This is a genomic window from Rhodococcus sp. P1Y (assembly GCF_003641205.1).
GTDB lineage: Bacteria > Actinomycetota > Actinomycetes > Mycobacteriales > Mycobacteriaceae > Rhodococcoides.
Genome location: NZ_CP032762.1, coordinates 3,564,446 through 3,584,664 on the forward strand (window position 1 = coordinate 3,564,446; position 20,219 = coordinate 3,584,664).

The following is a 20,219-nucleotide window of genomic DNA, read 5'->3' on the forward strand; positions in this document are numbered from 1 at the left end:
TCCCTAGGATAGGTGGTTCGAGAGAAGTCCGTTCCACCTATTTCTGGGAGTCCACTGGTGCGAATTGTGTTCGCAGGCACGCCTGACCCGGCCGTACCGTCGTTGGAGCGACTGCTCGCGTCGGAAAAACACGACGTGGTCGCCGTGGTCACCCGGCCCGACGCAGCCGCAGGGCGCGGACGAAAAATCAACCGCTCGCCGGTCGGCCAGCTTGCAGACAGTCGCGGCATTCCCGTACTCACGCCCGGTCGGCCCTCCGAACCGGAATTTCTCGAACAGCTCGCCGCGCTCGAACCCGACGTGTGCCCTGTGGTGGCATACGGGTCGTTGCTGCCGCGCCCGGTTCTGAACGTTCCGAAGTTCGGCTGGATCAATCTCCACTTCTCGCTCCTTCCTGCATGGCGCGGCGCGGCGCCAGTGCAGGCTGCGATTGCCGCAGGTGACGACGTCACCGGCGCATCGACGTTCCTTCTCGAAGAAGGAATGGACACAGGCCCGGTTCTCGGTGTGGTCACCGAATCCATCGCTGCATCCGACACATCCGGCGACCTGTTGGGGCGTCTCGCAATCAGCGGTGCACTCTTGCTCGAGGCGACTCTCGACGCGATAGAAGCAGGCGAGGCATCCGCAATTCCGCAGTCCGACGACGGCGTCTCGTACGCCCCGAAGATCACCGTCGAATCTGCCCGCATCGAGTGGTCCGCGTCAGCGTCCGCCGTCGACCGGCATATTCGCGCGGTGACGCCGGCTCCCGGTGCATGGACCACGATCGGTGACATCCGACTCAAGGTCGCGCCGGTGACACTCGCCGATGTCGAGCTCGAACCCGGCCGCGTTCTCGTCCGGAAAGACGGTGTGTTCGTGGGAACAGCCACCAATGCCGTGTCCCTCGGCGACATCCAGCCCCAGGGGAAGAAGACCATGAAGGCACTCGACTGGGCACGTGGTGCTCGTCTGACCGAAACGGCGGTGGCCCTGTGAGCTCCGAGAACGACAAGGGCCGCACTCGCCGCGGTGGCAGCAGCGGCGGCGGCAGCGGCGGCGGCAAACAGACCGGGGGCGGGAAGCGTCCGACTCGGTCGCCGGGATCGCGCAACCCCCAGGCGAACCGGCCGAATCGCGGAAACGGTCCGGCGTCGGTGCCCCCTGTCGACAAAGCGAGGCTGGCTGCACGGGATGTCTTGAAGGCCGTCCGTGAGCGCGACGCCTACGCGAATCTTGTGCTTCCCGGTTTGCTGCGTGATCGAAAGCTCGACACGAGGGATGCAGCGCTGGCCACGGAACTCGCGTACGGCACATCGCGTGCCCGCGGATTTCTGGATGCCGTCATCGAAAGTGGCTCTGGCAGGGCAATTGCCGACATCGACGGTGGGTTGATCGACATCCTTCGATTGGGTGCGTATCAGCTGTTGCGCACGCGAGTTGCGCCACACGCTGCCGTCGCCACCTCGGTCGACCTGACGCGTGCCGAGTTCGGCACGGGCAAGTCAGGATTCGTCAACGCAGTACTGCGACGCGTCTCGGAGAAGACCGCAGAGCAGTGGATCGACCAGCTCGCACCCGAGGCGTCGAAAGATCCGGTCGGGCACCTGGCATTCGAGTACGCGCATCCGAAGTGGATCGCGCAGGCATTCGCGGACTCTCTCGGTGCAGACGCCGCCGAGCTTGCCGATGTACTGGAGGCCGACGACGCCAGGCCCGCAGTGCATCTCGTCGCACGGCCCGGCGAGATCTCGGCCGAAGAGCTCTCGCTGATCACCGGTGGCGAGGAGGGCAAGTATTCGCCGTACGCCGTGTACCTCGACGGCGGCGATCCCGGGAAACTTGACGCAGTGCGCGACGGACTCGCCGGGGTGCAGGACGAGGGCAGCCAACTTGTCGCCCGTGCCCTCACGCTTGCTCCGCTGATCGGTGAAGACGGCGGTAGATGGCTGGATCTCTGTGCGGGACCAGGTGGCAAAGCCGCGTTGCTCGGCGCGATCGCCGCGATCGACGGGGCTGTAGTCGATGCGGTCGAGCCGACTCCACACCGCGCTGACCTGGTCTCGAAGACGACCAAGGATCTGCCCGTGACCGTCCACACCGTTGACGGACGCGACCCAGGTCTGGACGGGGGCTACGACCGAGTGCTGGTCGACGCGCCCTGCACTGGACTCGGTGCCCTTCGACGCAGGCCCGAAGCGCGGTGGCGTCGCAAACCGACCGATCTCGCCGCCCTCGTATCACTGCAGAAGGAACTGTTGGCCTCCGCGCTGACGCTTGTTCGGCCCGGTGGCGTGGTGGTGTACTCGACGTGCTCGCCTCATCTGTCGGAGACGACTGCAGTGGTCGCGGACGCAGTTCGGCGACACGGAGTCGTTCCGCTCGACACACGCACTCTCCTTCCCGGCGTGCCGCAGTTGGGTGACGGCACCTCGGTACAACTGTGGCCGCATCGGCACGGAACGGATGCAATGTTCCTCGCTGCCTTGCAGCGTCCGGTCGACTGAACGGCGCGTCCTGGGGTTCGGGACGCTCCGACCACACCCCGGAGGACGTTCCGATCACACCCACTAAGCTGTCCAATCGTGGCAGCTCCGATGATCGCACCGTCCATCCTTTCCGCCGACTTCGCTCGCCTGGGTGAAGAAGCCGAGGCCGTAGCCGGTTCCGACTGGCTGCACGTCGACGTCATGGACGCGCACTTCGTGCCGAACCTGACGTTGGGGCTGCCGGTTGTGCAGAGCTTGCTGAAGGCGACGAACATCCCGCTCGACTGCCACCTGATGATCGAGGATCCGGCGCGGTGGGCTCCGCCGTACGCCGAAGCAGGCGCGTACAACGTCACCTTCCACGCCGAGGCGACGGACGACCCGATCGCGGTGGCCAAGGACATCCGGGCGGCAGGCGGCAAAGCAGGTCTGAGCGTCAAGCCCGGTACGCCCATCGAGCCGTACCTCGACATCCTTCGCGAGTTCGACACACTGCTCGTCATGAGCGTCGAGCCCGGGTTCGGGGGTCAGTCGTTCATCGCCGATGTTCTGAGCAAAGCCCGGATCGTGCGCAACCTCGTCGATTCGGGCGAATTGAAACTGGTCGTCGAGATCGACGGCGGAATCAACGTGGACACCGTCGAGCAGGCCGCCGAGGCAGGAATCGACTGCTTCGTGGCTGGATCGGCGGTATACGGGACCGCGGATCCCGCCGCGGCTGTTCGTGGTCTACGAGCGCAGGCAGCGGGCGCGTCGAAGCATCTGTCGTTGACATGACGGCGGGCGCCCGTGTAACCGAGGCGGAGGCGATGACCCTCGCCGTCGATGCCTCGGAGGTGGTGCGAGGTCGGACCAGTCCCAACCCACCCGTCGGTGCTGTCGTTCTTGACGTCGAAGGCCGTGTCGTCGGCGTAGGCGCCACGCATCCTCCAGGTGGACCCCATGCCGAAGTTGTTGCGTTGCAACAGGCAGGACAACGGGCCCGAGGCGGAACCGCGATCGTGACGCTCGAGCCCTGCAATCACACGGGCAGAACCGGTCCATGCTCACAAGCTCTCGTCGAAGCGGGCATCGCCCGGGTGATCTTCGCCGTCTCCGACCCGAATCCGGTGGCCGAAGGAGGCGCGCGAACGCTGACCGATGCGGGTGTGGACGTCGAGTCGGGGCTTGCGTCCGAGGACGTGTCGCGGGGACCGCTGCGGGCGTGGCTGCACAAGCAGAGAACCGGTCGTCCCCACGTCACGCTCAAATATGCTGCAAGTCTGGACGGTCGCAGCGCCGCTGAGGACGGGACGAGTCAGTGGATTACCGGGCCGGCAGCCCGCGCTCACGTCCATGCTCAGCGAGCGACGCTCGATGCGATCGTCGTGGGAACCGGGACCGTGGAGGCAGACGATCCGCTGTTGACGGCGAGACTTCCCGACGGCACGAACGCGGAGCACCAACCGGTACGGGTGGTAGTCGGCGAACGTGAGATCGACGGATCCGCGCGTATCCGAAATTCCGACGCGCCCACGCTGTTCCTTCGCACGCGCGATCCGCACTCGGTGATCGAGGCTCTCGGCGATCACACCGATGTGCTCGTCGAGGGTGGCCCTCGGCTGGCAGGCGCGTTCCTGGCAGCAGGGCTCGTCGACCGGATCGTGGCCTACATCGCGCCCGTGATCCTCGGTTCTGGCGCTGCCGCCGTGGAGAATGCAGGAGTCGGAACAATTTCCGACGCACGCAGGTTCAGAATCGAGAGGGTTCTCCCGCTCGGATCGGACATCGTCGTCGACGCAACACCCATTCGCGACGAGCATGCAGCGAGCCCGAGCGGTCTCGCCGAAGAGGAGTGAAAAAGAAGTGTTCACCGGAATTGTCGAGGAACTCGGCGAGATCGTCGGTAAGGAAACTCTCACCGACGCAGCCCGTTTTACGGTCAAAGGACCCGTCGTCACATCGGATGCGGGGCACGGAGACTCCATTGCCGTCAACGGGGTATGTCTGACGGTCGTCGATGTCCTCGACGGAGGTGCATTCACCGCCGACGTCATGCAGGAGACGCTGAACCGGTCGAGCCTTCAGCGACTCGAAGTCGGATCCCGCGTCAACCTCGAGCGCGCCGCGGCACTGAACAGCCGACTCGGCGGTCACCTCGTGCAGGGGCACGTCGACGGAACGGGCACCGTCGTCGGCCGTGCGCCGTCCGAGAACTGGACGGTCGTCCGCATCGCGATGCCGACGTCGGTCGCACGCTACGTCGTCGAGAAGGGCTCGATCACGGTCGACGGAGTGTCGCTCACCGTGTCCGCGCTCGGGCGGGACGACGACGCCGGGCATTGGTTCGAGATCTCGCTCATCCCCACCACACTCGACCTGACTACGCTCGGGCACTCGGATGTCGGGACACCGGTCAATCTCGAGGTCGACGTCATCGCGAAGTACGTGGAACGGCTGCAGACCCTGGCATCCGAGTAATCAGGTCGGAAAAGTACTGTTGAGGTGTATCTGCACCCCAGTGCCAAGGCGCAGAACCAAACGTATGGAGCGTAGGACGTGACAAGGTTCGACAGTATCGAGCGTGCGGTTGCCGACATCGCCGCAGGTAAAGCTGTGGTGGTGGTCGACGACGAGGATCGCGAGAACGAGGGCGACCTCATCTTCGCCGCTGAGAAGGCGACGCCGGAACTCGTGGCGTTCATGGTGCGCTACACCTCGGGCTACCTGTGTGTGCCGTTGTCGGGCGACGATTGCGACCGGCTCGGGTTGCCCCCTATGTACTCGACGAACCAGGACAAGCACGGCACCGCGTACACCGTCACCGTCGATGCCCGCGAGGGCATCGGTACCGGAATATCGGCCTCCGACCGTGCTGCGACGATGCGTCTGCTCGCCGACCCGGCAACAGGAGCCAACGACTTCACCCGCCCAGGTCATGTCGTGCCGCTTCGCGCAAAGGACGGCGGTGTGCTTCGTCGCCCCGGTCACACGGAGGCAGCCGTCGACCTGGCCCGCATGGCCGACCTGCGCCCCGCCGGTGTCATCTGCGAGATCGTCAGCCAGAAGGACGAGGGCGCGATGGCCCAGACCGACGAGCTTCGGGTATTCGCAGATGATCACGACCTGGCCCTCATTTCCATCGCCGATCTCATCGCGTGGCGTCGCAAGCACGAGAAGCATGTCGTTCGTGTAGCCGACGCGCGGATACCCACCGCACACGGCACCTTCCGTGCGGTGGGGTACCACAGCGTGTACGACGAGGTGGAGCATGTCGCCCTCGTGCGTGGCGACATCGCCGGTCCGGACCACGACGGAAGCGACGTGTTGGTTCGTGTGCACTCCGAATGTCTGACCGGTGACGTCTTCGGCTCACTGCGCTGCGACTGCGGTCCGCAACTCGATGCCGCACTGGACATGATCGCGCAAGAAGGACGTGGCGTCGTTCTCTACATGCGCGGCCACGAAGGGCGCGGAATCGGACTGCTGCACAAATTGCAGGCCTACCAACTTCAGGATGCGGGCTCCGACACAGTGGACGCCAACCTCCAGCTCGGTCTTCCCGCTGACTCCAGAGACTACGGAATCGGTGCGCAGATTCTCGTGGACCTCGGCATCTCGTCGATGCGGTTGCTGACGAACAATCCGGCGAAGCGGGTGGGCCTCGATGGATACGGCCTGCACGTCACCGAGCGGGTTCCGATGCCGTTACGTGCCAACGCGGAGAACCTGACCTACCTGCGCACCAAGCGTGATCGTATGGGCCACGATCTCGTCGGTCTCGACGACTACGAGACCGGTCGTCCCGTAGGCCCCACTCCCGGCTACGAAGCGGGAACGAACTCGTGAGCGGCGAAGGCGAACCACAACTTCAGCTCGACGGTGCGTCGGATCTGAAGATCGCTGTCGTGGCAGGACAGTGGCACCGAACGATCTCCGAGGCTCTCCTCGCCGGCGCACGAAAGAAGATTGCGGAGGCTGGTGTCACCGAGGTCACCGTCGTCCGTGTTGCGGGCGCTATCGAGTTGCCCGTCGTCGCTCAAGCCCTCGCCCGCAGTCACGACGCTGTGATCGCTCTCGGTGTCGTCATCCGGGGCGGCACACCGCATTTCGAGTACGTGTGCGACGCGGTGACCGCTGGACTGACTCGGGTGTCCCTCGACGAGAGCACACCGGTGACCAACGGCGTCCTCACGACGGACGACGAGCAGCAAGCGCTGGATCGCTCCGGTCTGCCCGGTTCGAAGGAAGACAAAGGAGCGCAGGCTGCCGCAGCTGCCATCGACACTGCCTTGACACTGAAGCACTTGCGTCAGCCTTGGACGAACCAGGCCTTCCGATGACGAGTGGGAGCGAGTGGGATCTGGAAGTTCGGTCGAAGAAGTCGGCCCGGTACGCCGTTGCGGCCGCCGTGCTTCTCGTCGTCGCGCACACCACCGTCGCGGTTCTGCTTCGTGTGTCGCCGACCGGCGTGTACTTCCGTACCGCAGATCAGATCGCCCTCGCAGGTATCGGTTTCCTGCTCGCTGGAATTGCTCTGCTGCTGACCAGACCGCGCGTCCGGGTGGGGAAAGCCGGAGTCGCAGTGCGCAATATCCTCTCCGAACGTCTCATCGAGTGGGATCTGGTACGCGGGCTGTCTTTCCCCGAGGGGGCCATGTGGGCTCGCGTCGACATCCCCGACGACGAGTTCATACCAGTGATGGCCATTCAGTCGAACGACAGAGATCATGCGGTGGCCGCAGTGCGTACCTTCCGCTCCCTCGAGGCGAAGTACTCGGGCGACGTCAGATGATCGCTCGCCCTGTGAACTTCGTCGGACCCTGCGACTAGCCTGGAATACGTGTCCGATCCAGCTAAGTATCGCCCGGCTACCGGAACCATCCCGGTCGAGCCAGGGGTGTACAAATTTCGTGATCCGCACGGACGCGTGATCTACGTCGGCAAGGCCAAAAGCCTGAGAAGCCGTCTCAATTCGTATTTCGCCGACGTTGCGTCGTTGCACCCGCGTACCCGGCAGATGGTGACCACCGCCGCGTCGGTCGAGTGGACCGTCGTCACCACCGAAGTCGAAGCGCTGCAACTCGAGTACAACTGGATCAAAGAGTTCGATCCCCGCTTCAACGTTCGGTACCGCGACGACAAGAGCTATCCGATGCTCGCGGTCACGATGAACGAGGAGTATCCCAGGCTGTTCGTCTACCGAGGCCCGCGTCGTAAAGGCGTTCGCTACTTCGGTCCGTATGCGCACGCGTGGGCAATCCGCGAGACGCTGGATCTGCTGCTGCGCGTATTTCCCGCTCGAACGTGTTCAGCGGGAGTTCTAAAGCGGCACAAACAGATCGGCCGCCCGTGCCTGCTCGGATACATCGACAAGTGCTCGGCGCCCTGCGTCGGTCGTGTGTCCGCGGACGAACACCGCCAGACCGTCGAGGACTTCTGCGATTTCTTGTCCGGCAAGACGGACAAGCTCGTTCGGCAGCTCGAGCGGAGAATGCAGAGGGCTTCGGACGACCTCGACTTCGAGACTGCCGCCCGTCTTCGCGACGACGTAGGCGCGTTGAAGCGAGCGTTGGAGAAGCAGGCAGTCGTACTCGGCGACGGTACCGACGCCGATCTGGTCGCATTCGCAACCGACGCGTTGGAGGCCGCGGTTCAGGTCTTCCATGTTCGCGGAGGACGAGTACGCGGGCAGCGCGGGTGGGTGGTGGAGAAAGCAGGCGAGGTCATCGAAATGCAGGGCGACGACCAGTCCGACCTTCCGGCACTCGTCGAACAGTTCCTCACTCAGTTCTACGGGCAGGAAGCTGCCCTCTCGTCGCAGACACCGGGCAACGAGGACGGCAGTTCCAACGCGGTTCCCAAAGAGGTCCTCGTGCCGGTGCTTCCGGCAAACGCGGATGAGGTCCAGTTGTGGTTGAGCACACTGCGAGGATCCAACGTGCAACTCAGAGTTCCTCAACGGGGTGACAAGAGAGCTCTCGCCGAAACTGTCGAACGCAACGCGAAAGAGGCTTTGCAGCAACACAAGTTGAAGCGAGCGGGGGATTTCACTTCCAGGTCAGCGGCATTGCAGGGCATTCAGGAGGCGCTGGATCTGGACTCCGCACCCTTGCGCATCGAATGCATCGATATTTCGCACGTGCAGGGTACCGATGTGGTCGCGTCGTTGGTGGTGTTCGAGGACGGCCTCCCACGCAAGAGCGATTATCGGCACTACGCCATCAAGGAAGCTGCGGGCGACGGCCACTCCGACGACGTCGCCAGCATCGCCGAGGTCACGCGCCGCCGGTTCCTGCGCCACAGCTCCGACGCGGGAAACAGCGGCTCGGGAGGGGACCTCTCGCCGGAGGCGTCGTTGGACCCACAAACCGGGCGTCCGCGGCGATTCGCCTACCCACCGAATCTGTTCGTCGTGGACGGCGGTGCACCGCAGGTGGCCGCAGCGGCGGAGGTTCTCGACGAACTGGGTGTGACCGACGTTGCCGTCGTCGGGTTGGCAAAGCGGTTGGAAGAGGTGTGGGTGCCCGGCGAATCGGACCCCGTGATCCTGCCGAGGACGAGTGAGTCTCTGTATCTCCTCCAACGCGTCCGCGACGAGGCTCACCGTTTCGCCATCACGTTCCATCGCAGCAAGAGATCCCGGCGAATGACGGCGTCGGCACTCGATTCGGTTCGGGGGTTGGGGGAGGCCCGAAGAACTGCCCTCGTGACGCACTTCGGATCAGTGGCGAAGTTGAAGGAGGCTACGGTCGCGGAGATAACGGAGGTTCCCGGGATCGGGGCGGCAACAGCGAAGTCCGTCCTCGAGGCCCTGGGAGCGGGCGACCCGGTAGAGCTTGGAGCGGGCGACCCGGTAGAGCTGGTAGCGGGCGACCCTGAAGCACTCCCGCCCGAGCCGCGCTTGGTGAATGATGAGGCGAGCAGGACCGAAGACACAGGCACGACCGAGGACAGTAGCGCCGGGGACAGCAGTGCCGGGGACGGTAGTGCCAGAGACAATGATGTTCGGGGCCGGCGCGAGACAACTTCGACAGAGCGGGCTTCGACGTGAGCGAATCGGACATTCGGACCGAAGAGCAGGATCGGCCTACCCATGAGATCGAGGTAGCCCTGGTAACCGGTCTGTCGGGTGCCGGTCTACGCACCGCGGCCAAAGTTCTGGAGGACCTGGGTTGGTACGTGGCCGACAACCTTCCGCCCGAACTGATCTCCAAGATGATCGATCTCGGGCTGGAATCGGAACCGCGGATCGAGCGTTTGGCCCTTGTGATGGACGTGCGGAGTCGGTTGTTCACCGGCGACCTGGGGTGGGTGGTGAGGGAGCTCGACTCGAAGGGCGTTCGAAATCGGGTGTTGTTCCTGGACGCCACGGATGCGGTTCTGATCCAACGATTCGAATCCAATCGTCGTAGTCACCCGCTCCAGAACGACGGCCAGGACGCGACTCTGACGGAGGGCATCGCGGCCGAGCGGACCCGTCTGGCTCAGGTTCGGGCCGCCGCGGACGTGATCGTCGACACCACGTCGTTGTCGGTCCATCAGCTTCGTCGCAAGATCGAATCGTCGTTCGGGAGCGCCGACACGGCGATGATCGGCGTCACCGTCCAGTCGTTCGGCTTCAAGTACGGCCTCCCGATCGATTCCGACCTGGTCTGCGACGTCCGCTTTCTTCCGAATCCGCACTGGGTCCCAGAACTGCGCGAACATACTGGGCGTGAGCCGGCAGTGCGCGACTACGTGCTGGGTCAAGACGGTGCCCAGGACTATCTGGAGACGTACCACCACCTGTTGCAGTTGACAGTCGATGGCTATCGCAGGGAGGGGAAGAGTTACATGACCGTCGCAGTGGGGTGCACCGGGGGAAAGCATCGGAGTGTGGCGATGACCGAGGCGCTGGCGGCGATGCTGGAACGACACGACGACCTGTCGGTGCGTGTCCTGCATCGCGATATGGGCCGCGAATGACGGAGCACGACCGAACAGACATGAAGGTCGTCGCACTCGGCGGCGGACACGGGCTGTACGCGACGTTGAGTGCGGTTCGGATGCTCGCCTCCGATGTGACGGCAGTCGTCACCGTTGCGGACGACGGCGGATCCTCCGGCCGTCTGCGAGCGGAGCTCGGCCTTCTACCTCCAGGTGATCTCCGTATGGCGCTGGCCGCTCTGTCCGCAGACAGTCCGCGCGCGCGGCTGTGGGCCGATGTGATGCAGCATCGTTTCGGCGGATCGGGAGCACTGGCGGGCCACTCGGTCGGCAACCTGATTCTGGCTGGGCTGACCGAGGTGCTCGGTGACACGGTGCTCGCGCTCGACGAGGCGGCGACATTGCTGGGTATAGACGGGCGAGTGCTGCCGATGGCACCGATACCACTCGACATCGAAGCGGACGTGTCGGGCCTCGAGGACGACCCCCGTGTGAGCCGTGTGATCCGCGGTCAGGTTGCGGTAGCGACGACTCCAGGCAAGGTTCGTCGAGTTCGCCTGTTGCCGTCCGATCCGCCCGCTACTCCTGAAGCCGTTGCGGCCATCGAGGTCGCCGATCTGGTGGTGCTCGGTCCCGGTTCGTGGTTCTCCAGTGTGATTCCGCACATCCTTGTTCCCGATCTGCTGGCCGCACTCGATCGATCGTCCGCGGCGAAAGTCCTCGTGCTCAATCTCGCGCCGGAGCTCGGCGAAACCACTGGATTCTCCGCCGAGCGACATCTGCACGTACTGTCCCAACACGCACCGCAATTCGGCGTCGATCATGTGGTCGTCGATTCGGCGTTCGTTCCTCCGGGAGGAGAGCGCGAACATCTCGAGCGAGCAGCTTCGCGACTGGGAGCCGAGGTCGTCTACGTCGATGTCGCCGAACCAGGTACTCACGCTCATCATTTCGGAAAGTTGGCTGCGGCCCTCGGTAGCATCGTCTCGTCCGAGACCGGTGCCGCGACGAGTGCGCCGCGCAGAGAGGGGATCACTTCGTGGCCATGACAGCGGAGGTGAAGGACGAGCTCTCGCGGCTCGCGATCACTCAGGTGAGTTGCAGACGGGCCGAGGTTTCGGCCTTGCTGCGTTTCGCCGGTGGTCTTCACATCGTTGCCGGACGGGTCGTCGTCGAGGCCGAGGTCGATCTCGGGTCGATCGCGCGGCGCCTTCGTCGCGAAATCTTCGACCTCTACGGGTACTCGTCCGATGTCCATGTGCTCAGTGCAGGTGGTCTGCGCAAGAGCTCGCGGTACGTGGTGCGTGTGGCCAAGGACGGCGAGGCGTTGGCGCGGCAGACCGGGCTTCTGGACATGCGCGGTCGGCCAGTGCGTGGGTTGCCCGCGCAAGTCGTCGGAGGCACCGTCGGTGATGCCGAAGCTGCATGGCGGGGCGCCTTTCTCGCACACGGTTCGCTGACGGAACCGGGTCGATCCTCGGCGCTGGAAATCAGCTGCCCGGGACCGGAGGCTGCGTTGGCGCTGGTCGGTGCGGCGCGCCGTCTCGGTGTTGCAGCCAAGGCTCGCGAGGTCCGCGGGACCGATCGTGTCGTTGTCCGAGACGGCGAGGCAATCGGGGCGTTGCTGACGCGGATGGGCGCTCAGGACACCAGGCTCGTGTGGGAAGAGCGCCGCATGCGGCGCGAGGTGCGGGCCACGGCAAACCGGCTTGCTAATTTCGACGACGCCAACCTCAGGCGGTCGGCGCGCGCGGCAGTCGCCGCAGCTGCGCGCGTGGAGCGCGCCCTGCACATCCTGGGCGACGACGTTCCCGATCATCTCGCCGCTGCGGGGGCCCTGAGGGTGCAACACCGTCAGGCATCGCTCGAGGAACTCGGCCAGCTGGCAGACCCTCCGATGACCAAGGATGCGGTTGCGGGCCGGATCAGGCGCCTGCTGTCGATGGCGGACCGGAAGGCCAAGGACACGGGAATCCCGGACACCGAATCGGCGGTCACCGCCGAACTGCTCGACGAAGCCTGAAAACCGGAGGCGACGGGTGACGCGCGCGCGACCGGTGCCCGACCACTAGGGTGGAAAGCGCATGTGGGGACGTACCCGCACGCAGAATACGACAATTGGTTCAACAACTTAGGAGCGAACAGTGACGATCCGGGTAGGCGTGAACGGCTTCGGCCGCATCGGACGTAACTTCTTCAGGGCGGTCGATGCGCAGAAAGCTCTCGGCACCACCGACATCGAGATCGTGGCTGTCAACGACCTCACGGACAATGCCACCCTGGCTCACCTCCTCAAGTACGACTCCATCCTCGGCCGCCTGCCGTACGACGTGAGCCTCGAGGGTGACGACACCATTGTCGTCGGTGACCAGAAGATCAAGGCACTGTCGTTGCGCGAGGGCCCTTCGGCTCTTCCGTGGGGTGACCTGGGCGTCGACGTCGTAGTCGAATCGACGGGCATCTTCACCGACGCCGCGAAGGCCAAGGGCCACCTCGATGCCGGTGCCAAGAAGGTCATCATCTCCGCGCCCGCCAAGGGCGAGGACATCACCATCGTGATGGGCGTCAACGACGACAAGTACGACGGTAGCCAGAACATCATCTCCAACGCGTCGTGCACCACCAACTGCCTCGGCCCGATCGCCAAGGTTCTCGATGACGAGTTCGGCATCGTCAAGGGCCTGATGACGACGATCCACGCGTACACCCAGGACCAGAACCTGCAGGACGGCCCGCACAGCGACCTCCGTCGTGCACGCGCCGCGGCCCTCAACGTCGTTCCGACCGGCACCGGTGCGGCCAAGGCCATCGGCCTGGTCCTCCCGCAGCTGCTTGGCAAGCTCGACGGATACGCACTTCGTGTCCCGATCCCGACCGGCTCAGTCACCGACCTCACGGCGAACCTGAAGAAGTCGGCCTCGGTCGACGAGATCAACGCTGCGATGAAGGCAGCTGCCGAGGGCCCGCTGAAGGGCATCCTCAAGTACACCGAGGATCCGATCGTTTCCTCGGACATCGTCACCGACCCGCACTCGTCCATTTTCGATGCCGGCCTCACCAAGGTCATCGACGATCAGGTCAAGATCGTGTCGTGGTACGACAACGAGTGGGGCTACTCCAACCGCCTCGCCGACCTCATCGGCCTCGTCGGAAAGTCCCTCTGATCACATGGCAGTCAAGACTCTGCAGAACCTGATCGATACGGGCGTGTCCGGTCGCACGGTCCTCGTGCGCTCGGATTTCAACGTCCCTATCGAGAACGGTGTCATCACCGACCCCGGCCGGATCGTGGCATCGCTCCCGACGCTGAATTCGCTGCTGGATGCAGGCGCAAGTCTGATCGTGACCGCGCATCTCGGTCGCCCTGACGGCAAGCCGGATGCGAAGTACTCGCTCGCTCCGGTGGCATCGAAGCTCGCAGAACTGCTCGGTCGCCACGTCCAGTTGGCTGGTGACGTCGTCGGGCAGGACGCTCAGGCCCGCGCCGAAGGGCTCACCGACGGTGACGTACTGCTGCTGGAGAACATCCGATTCGACCCTCGCGAGACGAGCAAGGACGAAGCCGAGAGAGCTCAACTTGCGGCCGAACTCGTCGCTTTGACCGACGGGCGGGGCGCGTTCGTGTCCGACGGCTTCGGCGTGGTGCATCGCAAGCAGGCGTCGGTGTACGACGTGGCGAAGCTGTTGCCGTCCTACGCAGGCGGACTGGTGGCAACCGAGGTCGACGTGCTCGCGAAGCTCACCGAAGATCCGGCTCGCCCCTATGCCGTGGTGCTCGGTGGTTCCAAGGTTTCCGACAAGCTCGGCGTGATCGAGGCCCTCGCACCCAAGGTGGACACCCTCGTTATCGGCGGCGGAATGGCGTTCACATTCCTCGCCGCGCAGGGCTACGCCGTTGGTTCGTCGCTGCTGCAGGAAGACCAGATCGACGTCTGCAAGGACTTGCTCGAGCGATTCGGAGACGTCATTCACCTTCCTGTGGACATCGTCGTCGCCGACGCGTTCTCGAAGGATGCCGAAGCGAAGACCGTCAAGGCGTCGGAAATTCCCGACGGCTGGATGGGCCTCGACATCGGCCCCGAATCGGTTCGCCGTTTTTCCGTCGTCCTGTCCAATGCGAAGACCATCTTCTGGAACGGTCCCGCAGGCGTGTTCGAGTTCGAGAAGTTTTCGGCGGGCACCAAGGGGATCGCAGAATCGATCGTCGCGGCGACCGCCAAGGGCGCGTTCAGTGTCGTCGGCGGTGGCGACTCCGCTGCGGCTGTGCGGGCGCTCGGCTTGCCGGACGATGGCTTCTCGCACATCTCCACCGGGGGAGGTGCGTCCCTCGAATACCTGGAGGGCAAGCAGCTCCCCGGCATCGCAGCACTGGAAGGGGTGAATACCGATGGCGCGTAAGCCGCTCATTGCAGGCAACTGGAAGATGAATCTGAACCACCTGGAAGCGATTTCTCTGGTGCAGAAGATCGCCTTCTCGCTACCGGCGAAGTACTTCGACAAGGTCGACGTGACGGTCATCCCGCCGTTCACCGACATCCGCAGTGTGCAGACGCTGATCGAAGGCGACAAGCTCCTGCTCACCTTCGGTGCGCAGGACGTATCGGCTCACGAATCGGGTGCCTACACCGGCGAGATCAGCGGCTCGATGCTCGCCAAACTCGGTGTGAGCTTCGTCGTCGTCGGACACTCGGAGCGTCGAACCTTGCACAGCGAGGACGACGCCATCGTGCTCGCGAAGACCAAGGCTGCGCTGAAGCACGGCCTGACACCCATCGTGTGCATCGGCGAAGGCCTGAACATCCGTGAGGCCGGGGAGCATGTGTCGTACAACGTCGCTCAGCTTCGCGGTTCGCTGGAGGGACTGTCCGCCGAGGACATCTCGAAGGTCGTCATCGCATACGAGCCGGTATGGGCAATCGGCACCGGTCGTGTCGCAAGTGCGTCGGATGCGCAGGAGGTGTGCTCGGCGATTCGCGAGGAGCTGAAAGTACTTGCCTCCGCCGAGGTCGCTGCAGGCGTCCGCGTCCTGTACGGCGGTTCGGTCAACGCGAAGAACGTCGGAGAGATCGTCGGTCAAGCCGATGTCGATGGTGCGCTCGTCGGTGGAGCGTCGTTGAAAGCGGACGAATTCGCCACGTTGTCGGCGATCGCCGCAGGTGGACCACTACCCTGATCCGGTAGTCACCGGTATCGGATCGTCACTGCCGTGTCACGCCCGAGGAGGGGCGTGACACGGCAGTGTGCGTAGTGCAGGTAGGCTGTCACGGGTTGTGAGCTGAATCTATTGTGAGGCGGACATGGAACTGTTCCTGGATATTCTGCTGGTGGTCACCAGCTTGGCGCTGATTCTTCTGGTGCTTCTGCACCGGGGTAAGGGCGGCGGCCTGTCCAGTCTGTTCGGCGGTGGCGTTCAGTCTTCGCTCTCGAGTTCTACTGTCGTGGAGAAGAACCTCGATCGTCTGACCGTTTTCACCGGCATCGTGTGGCTTATCGCTATCCTCGGTATCGGCCTGGAGATCAAGTTCTCCTGATTCATGTGTACCGCTTCGCGCTGACCTAGCACTCGATGGTTGGGCGAACGCTCGTACAGACCCTTGGACTGCGTCGCGGGGGTACGTGGACGATAATCGTTCCATGAGTGAAACCCCATTCGAGTCGCCTGGTTCGCCCGCGTTCGTCACTCCTACCACGCAGGGCCGAGAGTTGACCGAGCCGCTGCGGGAGGACATTCGCTACCTGGGCGGCATTCTCGGCGAGATCATCCGCGAGCATGAGGGTGACGGGGTGTTCGAACTCGTCGAACGTGCACGGCTCGAATCCTTCGCGGTGCGTCGCTCGGAAGTCGAGCGAGATGATTCCCTCGGTATCTACGCCGATCTCGAAGTTGCACAAGCTATTCCACTTATTCGTGCCTTCAGCCACTTTTCTCTGCTCGCCAACTTGGCGGAGGACCTGCACCGTGAGCGCCGTCGGGCGATCCACCTCGAACGCGAAGATCCGCCCCAGGACAGCAGCCTCGCTGCGACCTGGGTGAAGCTCGACGCCGCGAATCTCACCCGGCAACAGGTCGCCGATGCTCTGACCGATTCCCTTGTCGCCCCGGTCATCACGGCCCACCCGACCGAAACTCGGCGTCGCACGGTGTTCGATGTTCAGACGAAGATCACAGCACTCATGCGAAGACGAGAGATCGCGGTCGCTGCACACTCGGACAAGGCAACGAGTGCGGCGAAAGAGCTTGCAGTCGTCGATGCGTCGATCAGGCGTCAGGTGCTCACGCTGTGGGAGACGGCATTGATCAGGCTCTCTCGCCTACGTATCCAGGATGAGATCGAAGTGGGGCTCCGATACTTCGAGACGTCGTTGTTCGACGTCATTCCGACGTTGAACGCCGACGTTCGTGAGGCACTTCGCCAGCGCTGGCCGGATGATGAGCTTCTTCCGCGGCCCATTCTGCGTCCAGGTTCGTGGATCGGGGGAGACCGCGACGGAAATCCGAACGTGACCGGGGAAGTTGTTCACACTGCTACCCACCAGGCCGGGTACGCAGCATTCTCACGGTACTTGGACGAGTTGGTCGCTTTGGAGAAGGAACTGTCGATGTCGGCTCGGCTGGTCGCCGTCACCGAGGAGTTGGCAACGCTGGCAGCAGAGTCCGGTGACCCGGACGACCGGCGCGACGACGAGCCGTATCGCGTGGCGATACGCGGAATCCGTGCACGACTCACCGCGACGGCGGGCGCGGTACTCGATTCGGTTCCCGTTGCCGGTCTCGACCTCGGTTCGAGGCCGTACGACGTTCCACAAGAGGTATTGGACGACCTCGACACGATCGACCGCGCGTTGCGCGCCGATGGTGATGCGCTGATCGCCGACGACCGGCTGCTGTCGCTTCGTCGTTCGGTGGAAACGTTCGGGTTTCACCTCCAAGCCCTCGACATGCGCCAGAACTCGGAGACCCACGAGGAGGTTGTCGCAGAACTGTTGGCCTGGGCGGGAGTGCACCCGGACTATCTGTCGTTGGACGAGGACGAGCGTGTTGCTGTGCTCTCACGCGAACTCACCACACGACGGCCGCTCGTGGGCCCTTCGGCCGAGCTCAGTGAGCTGGCGGCCAAGGAATTGGGCATCGTGCGCGCCGCCAAGGTTGCAATCGATCATCTCGGCCCCGACACGATCCAGAACTACATCATCAGCATGTGCCAGTCGGTGAGCGACATGTTGGAGGCCGCGCTGTTGCTGAAGGAGGCGGGCATCTTCGATCCAGGTGCCGACGGATCGGCCCCGACGTCGACCGTCGGCGTCGTCCCGTTGTTCGAGACCATCGAAGATCTTCAGCAAGGCGCGGCGACCCTCGTCGCGACCCTCGACGTTCCCGTCTATCGAGCGTTGGTCGCAGGTCGCGGCATGAACCAGGAAGTCATGCTGGGGTATTCCGACTCGAACAAGGACGGTGGCTATCTCGCGGCCAACTGGGCGCTGTATCGCGCCGAGCTCGATCTGTTGGAAGCCTCGCGTAAGACCGGAATCAGATTGCGGCTGTTCCACGGTCGTGGCGGCACGGTCGGCCGGGGCGGCGGGCCGAGCTACGATGCCATCCTCGCGCAGCCTCCCGGAGTCGTGCAGGGATCGCTTCGTCTCACCGAGCAGGGGGAGATCATCGCAGCCAAGTACGCTGAGCCGTCGATGGCTCGGCGGAACCTGGAATCACTCGTCGCGGGGACTCTCGAATCGACGCTCCTCGATGTGGAGGGGCTCGGCGACGGTGCGGAACCCGCCTACGAGGTTCTCGACGACCTGGCAGCCAAGGCTCGCGCTGCATACGGCCGACTCGTTCACGACGAGCCCGGCTTTGTCGAGTACTTCCGAACGTCCACCCCTGTCGCAGAGGTAGGGGAGTTGAACATCGGTAGCAGGCCCGCCTCCCGCAAGCCGACCAATTCGGTGTACGACCTCCGCGCTATTCCGTGGGTGATGTCCTGGAGTCAGTGTCGCGTGATGTTGCCAGGGTGGTACGGCACCGGATCGGCGTTCGAAGAGTGGGTCGACGGTGACGACGCAAAACTGGCGGTACTGACCGACCTCTACCGAAAATGGCCGTTCTTCCAGACCGTACTGTCGAACCTCGCGCAGGTCATGGCGAAGTCGGACCTGGGAATTGCAGCTCGGTACGCCGAACTCGTTCCCGACGAAGAACTGCGATCGAGAATTTTCGGAATGATCGAGGCCGAGCACTCCAAGACCGTCGAGATGTACCTGAAGATCACCGGGTACTCCCGCCTGCTCGAAGACAACCCGGCACTGGAGCGGTCGGTTCACAACCGTTTTCCTTACCTCGAACCGTTGAACCAAATGCAGGTCGAGATGCTCCGCCGCTACCGCGCAGGTGACGACGACGAGCGAGTCAAGCGTGGAATTCTGCTCACGATGAACGGTCTTGCGACTGCGCTCCGTAACAGCGGTTAGTCGCGAGTAGGCATCGGTGACGATCGAGGACCAGGGTTGTCCTCGATCGTCGCTAACGTCCGTTTCATGACCACACGCGACATCCAGCCATTCGAAATCGATGTCCCACAGTCGGACGTCGACGATCTACGCCGACGGCTCGCCGATACTCGCTGGCCGGACGAACTTTCAGGCGTGGGGTGGACCTACGGGATCCCGACATCCTACGTGCGTGAACTTGCCGAGTATTGGGCCACGACATTCGATTGGAAGGCACACGAAGCTCGGCTGAACGGCTATCCGCAGTTCTTGGCCGACATCGACGGGCTGCAGATTCACTTCTTTCACGTGGTGTCGCCCGACCCGGATGCCGTTCCTCTGATGTTGATCCACGGTTGGCCGTTCGAGGACTTCACCGAGGTGATCGAGCCGCTGACGAATCCGAAAGCGCACGGGGCCGATTCAGCTCAGGCGTTCCACCTCGTGTTACCGACGTTGCCCGGGTTCGGATTCTCCGGCCCGACCGTCCGAGTTGGGGATACGGACACTTTCCGGTCCGCCGAAGTGCTGGCGAAGCTGATGGAGGAACTCGGCTACGAGCGTTACGGTGCGCAGGGCGGGGACGCAGGATCGTTCATCGCGCCACAACTCGGCCGTATCGCGCCGGACCGTGTTCTCGGCGTTCACCTCAACGGTCCACTCACTATTCCGTCGTGGGACGAGGACGGATCGGGCTTCAGCGAAGAGGATAAGGCCAAGCTTGCCGCGCTGGCCGACTGGAACAACGCCGAGACGTCGTCGTACGCGAGCATCCATTCGACACGTCCGGCCTCGCTCTCGCCCGGTCTCACCGACTCACCGTCAGGTTTGCTGGCATGGGTGGTCGACGTGGTGAACTCCTACGTCGACCCGGCGGCGTCGAGTCCCGACGATGCGATGGACAGAGACAGTCTGCTGGTTCAGATCAGCATCCTGTGGTTCACACGAACGATCGGATCCTCGATGCGCCTCTACAAGGAATCGAGTGCCTGGGGTGCGGACCTGGCCTCGTCCGGAGTTCCTACCGGAGTCGCAGTCTTTGCTCGCGACGCAAGCATCCGAGCAATCGCGGAGAGACAGAACAACATCGTCCGGTGGACGGAGTTCGACCACGGCGGTCACTTCGCACCGATGGAGACTCCCGCCGAGTTGGTGACGGAGATCCGTGAGTTCTTCGCGGGAGTGCTGAGGGCGCAATGGAACCGTACGTAGACCGTGTGCGTCTGAATCGGTATGAGGCAGTGCAGAAATCACCTTCGGTCGTGGCGCGACGGTACGGCCTACCGTGTGTACGCAAGGAGACCGGAGTCCGAACCGTTCACTCGCGTCGACGACATCGAATCAGTCGATACAGAC

Annotated in this window: 18 protein-coding genes; all 18 read left to right on the top strand. The window is 63.8% G+C overall.

Going from position 1 to position 20,219, the window contains the following annotated elements; all coding sequences use genetic code 11:
- Nucleotides 1-57: 57 nt before the first annotated feature.
- The 18 genes from fmt to D8W71_RS16620 all read left to right on the top strand — a co-directional run bounded on the left by fmt (nucleotide 58) and on the right by D8W71_RS16620 (nucleotide 20,075).
- Nucleotides 58-981, top strand: a complete 924-nt coding sequence (fmt, locus tag D8W71_RS16535; protein WP_201265107.1) for a methionyl-tRNA formyltransferase — start codon at nucleotides 58-60, stop codon at nucleotides 979-981.
- Nucleotides 978-2,489, top strand: a complete 1,512-nt coding sequence (locus D8W71_RS16540; protein ID WP_121114846.1) for an RsmB/NOP family class I SAM-dependent RNA methyltransferase — start codon at nucleotides 978-980, stop codon at nucleotides 2,487-2,489. Before fmt ends, D8W71_RS16540 begins: the two co-directional genes overlap by 4 nt.
- 78 nt (nucleotides 2,490-2,567) lie before the next feature.
- Nucleotides 2,568-3,248, top strand: coding sequence for a ribulose-phosphate 3-epimerase (gene rpe / locus D8W71_RS16545; protein ID WP_121114848.1), 681 nt, complete (start codon nucleotides 2,568-2,570; stop codon nucleotides 3,246-3,248).
- Nucleotides 3,245-4,309, top strand: a complete 1,065-nt coding sequence (ribD, locus tag D8W71_RS16550; protein WP_121114850.1) for a bifunctional diaminohydroxyphosphoribosylaminopyrimidine deaminase/5-amino-6-(5-phosphoribosylamino)uracil reductase RibD — start codon at nucleotides 3,245-3,247, stop codon at nucleotides 4,307-4,309. Before rpe ends, ribD begins: the two co-directional genes overlap by 4 nt.
- A 7-nt stretch (nucleotides 4,310-4,316) precedes the next feature.
- Complete coding sequence (locus D8W71_RS16555; protein ID WP_121114852.1) at nucleotides 4,317-4,931, top strand: riboflavin synthase; 615 nt, start codon at nucleotides 4,317-4,319, stop codon at nucleotides 4,929-4,931.
- Nucleotides 4,932-5,009: 78 nt separating this feature from the next.
- Nucleotides 5,010-6,299: a bifunctional 3,4-dihydroxy-2-butanone-4-phosphate synthase/GTP cyclohydrolase II gene (locus D8W71_RS16560; protein ID WP_121114854.1), complete on the top strand. Its 1,290-nt coding sequence runs from the start codon at nucleotides 5,010-5,012 to the stop codon at nucleotides 6,297-6,299.
- Entirely contained in the window at nucleotides 6,296-6,793 is a 498-nt protein-coding gene (ribH, locus tag D8W71_RS16565) for a 6,7-dimethyl-8-ribityllumazine synthase (protein WP_121114856.1), read from the top strand. The genes D8W71_RS16560 and ribH overlap by 4 nt, the downstream gene beginning before the upstream one ends.
- Nucleotides 6,790-7,245 carry a PH domain-containing protein gene (locus tag D8W71_RS16570; RefSeq protein ID WP_121114858.1) on the top strand — a complete coding sequence of 152 codons (456 nt, stop codon included), beginning with the start codon at nucleotides 6,790-6,792 and terminating at the stop codon, nucleotides 7,243-7,245. Before ribH ends, D8W71_RS16570 begins: the two co-directional genes overlap by 4 nt.
- A 48-nt stretch (nucleotides 7,246-7,293) precedes the next feature.
- Nucleotides 7,294-9,504 (top strand): excinuclease ABC subunit UvrC, encoded by a 2,211-nt coding sequence (uvrC, locus tag D8W71_RS16575; protein ID WP_236077463.1) that lies wholly within the window; start codon nucleotides 7,294-7,296, stop codon nucleotides 9,502-9,504.
- A complete protein-coding gene (rapZ, locus tag D8W71_RS16580; protein ID WP_442971978.1) occupies nucleotides 9,501-10,418 on the top strand; it encodes an RNase adapter RapZ in 918 nt (305 codons plus the stop codon). Before uvrC ends, rapZ begins: the two co-directional genes overlap by 4 nt.
- Complete coding sequence (locus D8W71_RS16585) at nucleotides 10,415-11,428, top strand: gluconeogenesis factor YvcK family protein (protein ID WP_121114860.1); 1,014 nt, start codon at nucleotides 10,415-10,417, stop codon at nucleotides 11,426-11,428. Before rapZ ends, D8W71_RS16585 begins: the two co-directional genes overlap by 4 nt.
- Entirely contained in the window at nucleotides 11,419-12,402 is a 984-nt protein-coding gene (gene whiA, locus D8W71_RS16590) for a DNA-binding protein WhiA (RefSeq protein WP_121114862.1), read from the top strand. Before D8W71_RS16585 ends, whiA begins: the two co-directional genes overlap by 10 nt.
- Nucleotides 12,403-12,523: 121 nt before the next feature.
- Nucleotides 12,524-13,543, top strand: coding sequence for a type I glyceraldehyde-3-phosphate dehydrogenase (gene gap, locus D8W71_RS16595; RefSeq protein ID WP_121114864.1), 1,020 nt, complete (start codon nucleotides 12,524-12,526; stop codon nucleotides 13,541-13,543).
- Nucleotides 13,544-13,547: 4 nt separating this feature from the next.
- Complete coding sequence (locus D8W71_RS16600) at nucleotides 13,548-14,777, top strand: phosphoglycerate kinase (protein ID WP_121114866.1); 1,230 nt, start codon at nucleotides 13,548-13,550, stop codon at nucleotides 14,775-14,777.
- Nucleotides 14,767-15,552, top strand: coding sequence for a triose-phosphate isomerase (gene tpiA / locus D8W71_RS16605; protein ID WP_121114868.1), 786 nt, complete (start codon nucleotides 14,767-14,769; stop codon nucleotides 15,550-15,552). Before D8W71_RS16600 ends, tpiA begins: the two co-directional genes overlap by 11 nt.
- A 124-nt stretch (nucleotides 15,553-15,676) precedes the next feature.
- The gene (secG, locus tag D8W71_RS16610) at nucleotides 15,677-15,910 is read left to right on the top strand and encodes a preprotein translocase subunit SecG (RefSeq protein WP_121114870.1); all 234 of its coding nucleotides are present in this window, start codon (nucleotides 15,677-15,679) and stop codon (nucleotides 15,908-15,910) included.
- Between the two features lie 103 nt (nucleotides 15,911-16,013).
- Complete coding sequence (gene ppc / locus D8W71_RS16615) at nucleotides 16,014-18,845, top strand: phosphoenolpyruvate carboxylase (RefSeq protein WP_121114873.1); 2,832 nt, start codon at nucleotides 16,014-16,016, stop codon at nucleotides 18,843-18,845.
- Nucleotides 18,846-18,911: 66 nt separating this feature from the next.
- Complete coding sequence (locus tag D8W71_RS16620; RefSeq protein WP_121114875.1) at nucleotides 18,912-20,075, top strand: epoxide hydrolase family protein; 1,164 nt, start codon at nucleotides 18,912-18,914, stop codon at nucleotides 20,073-20,075.
- Nucleotides 20,076-20,219: the final 144 nt, after the last annotated feature.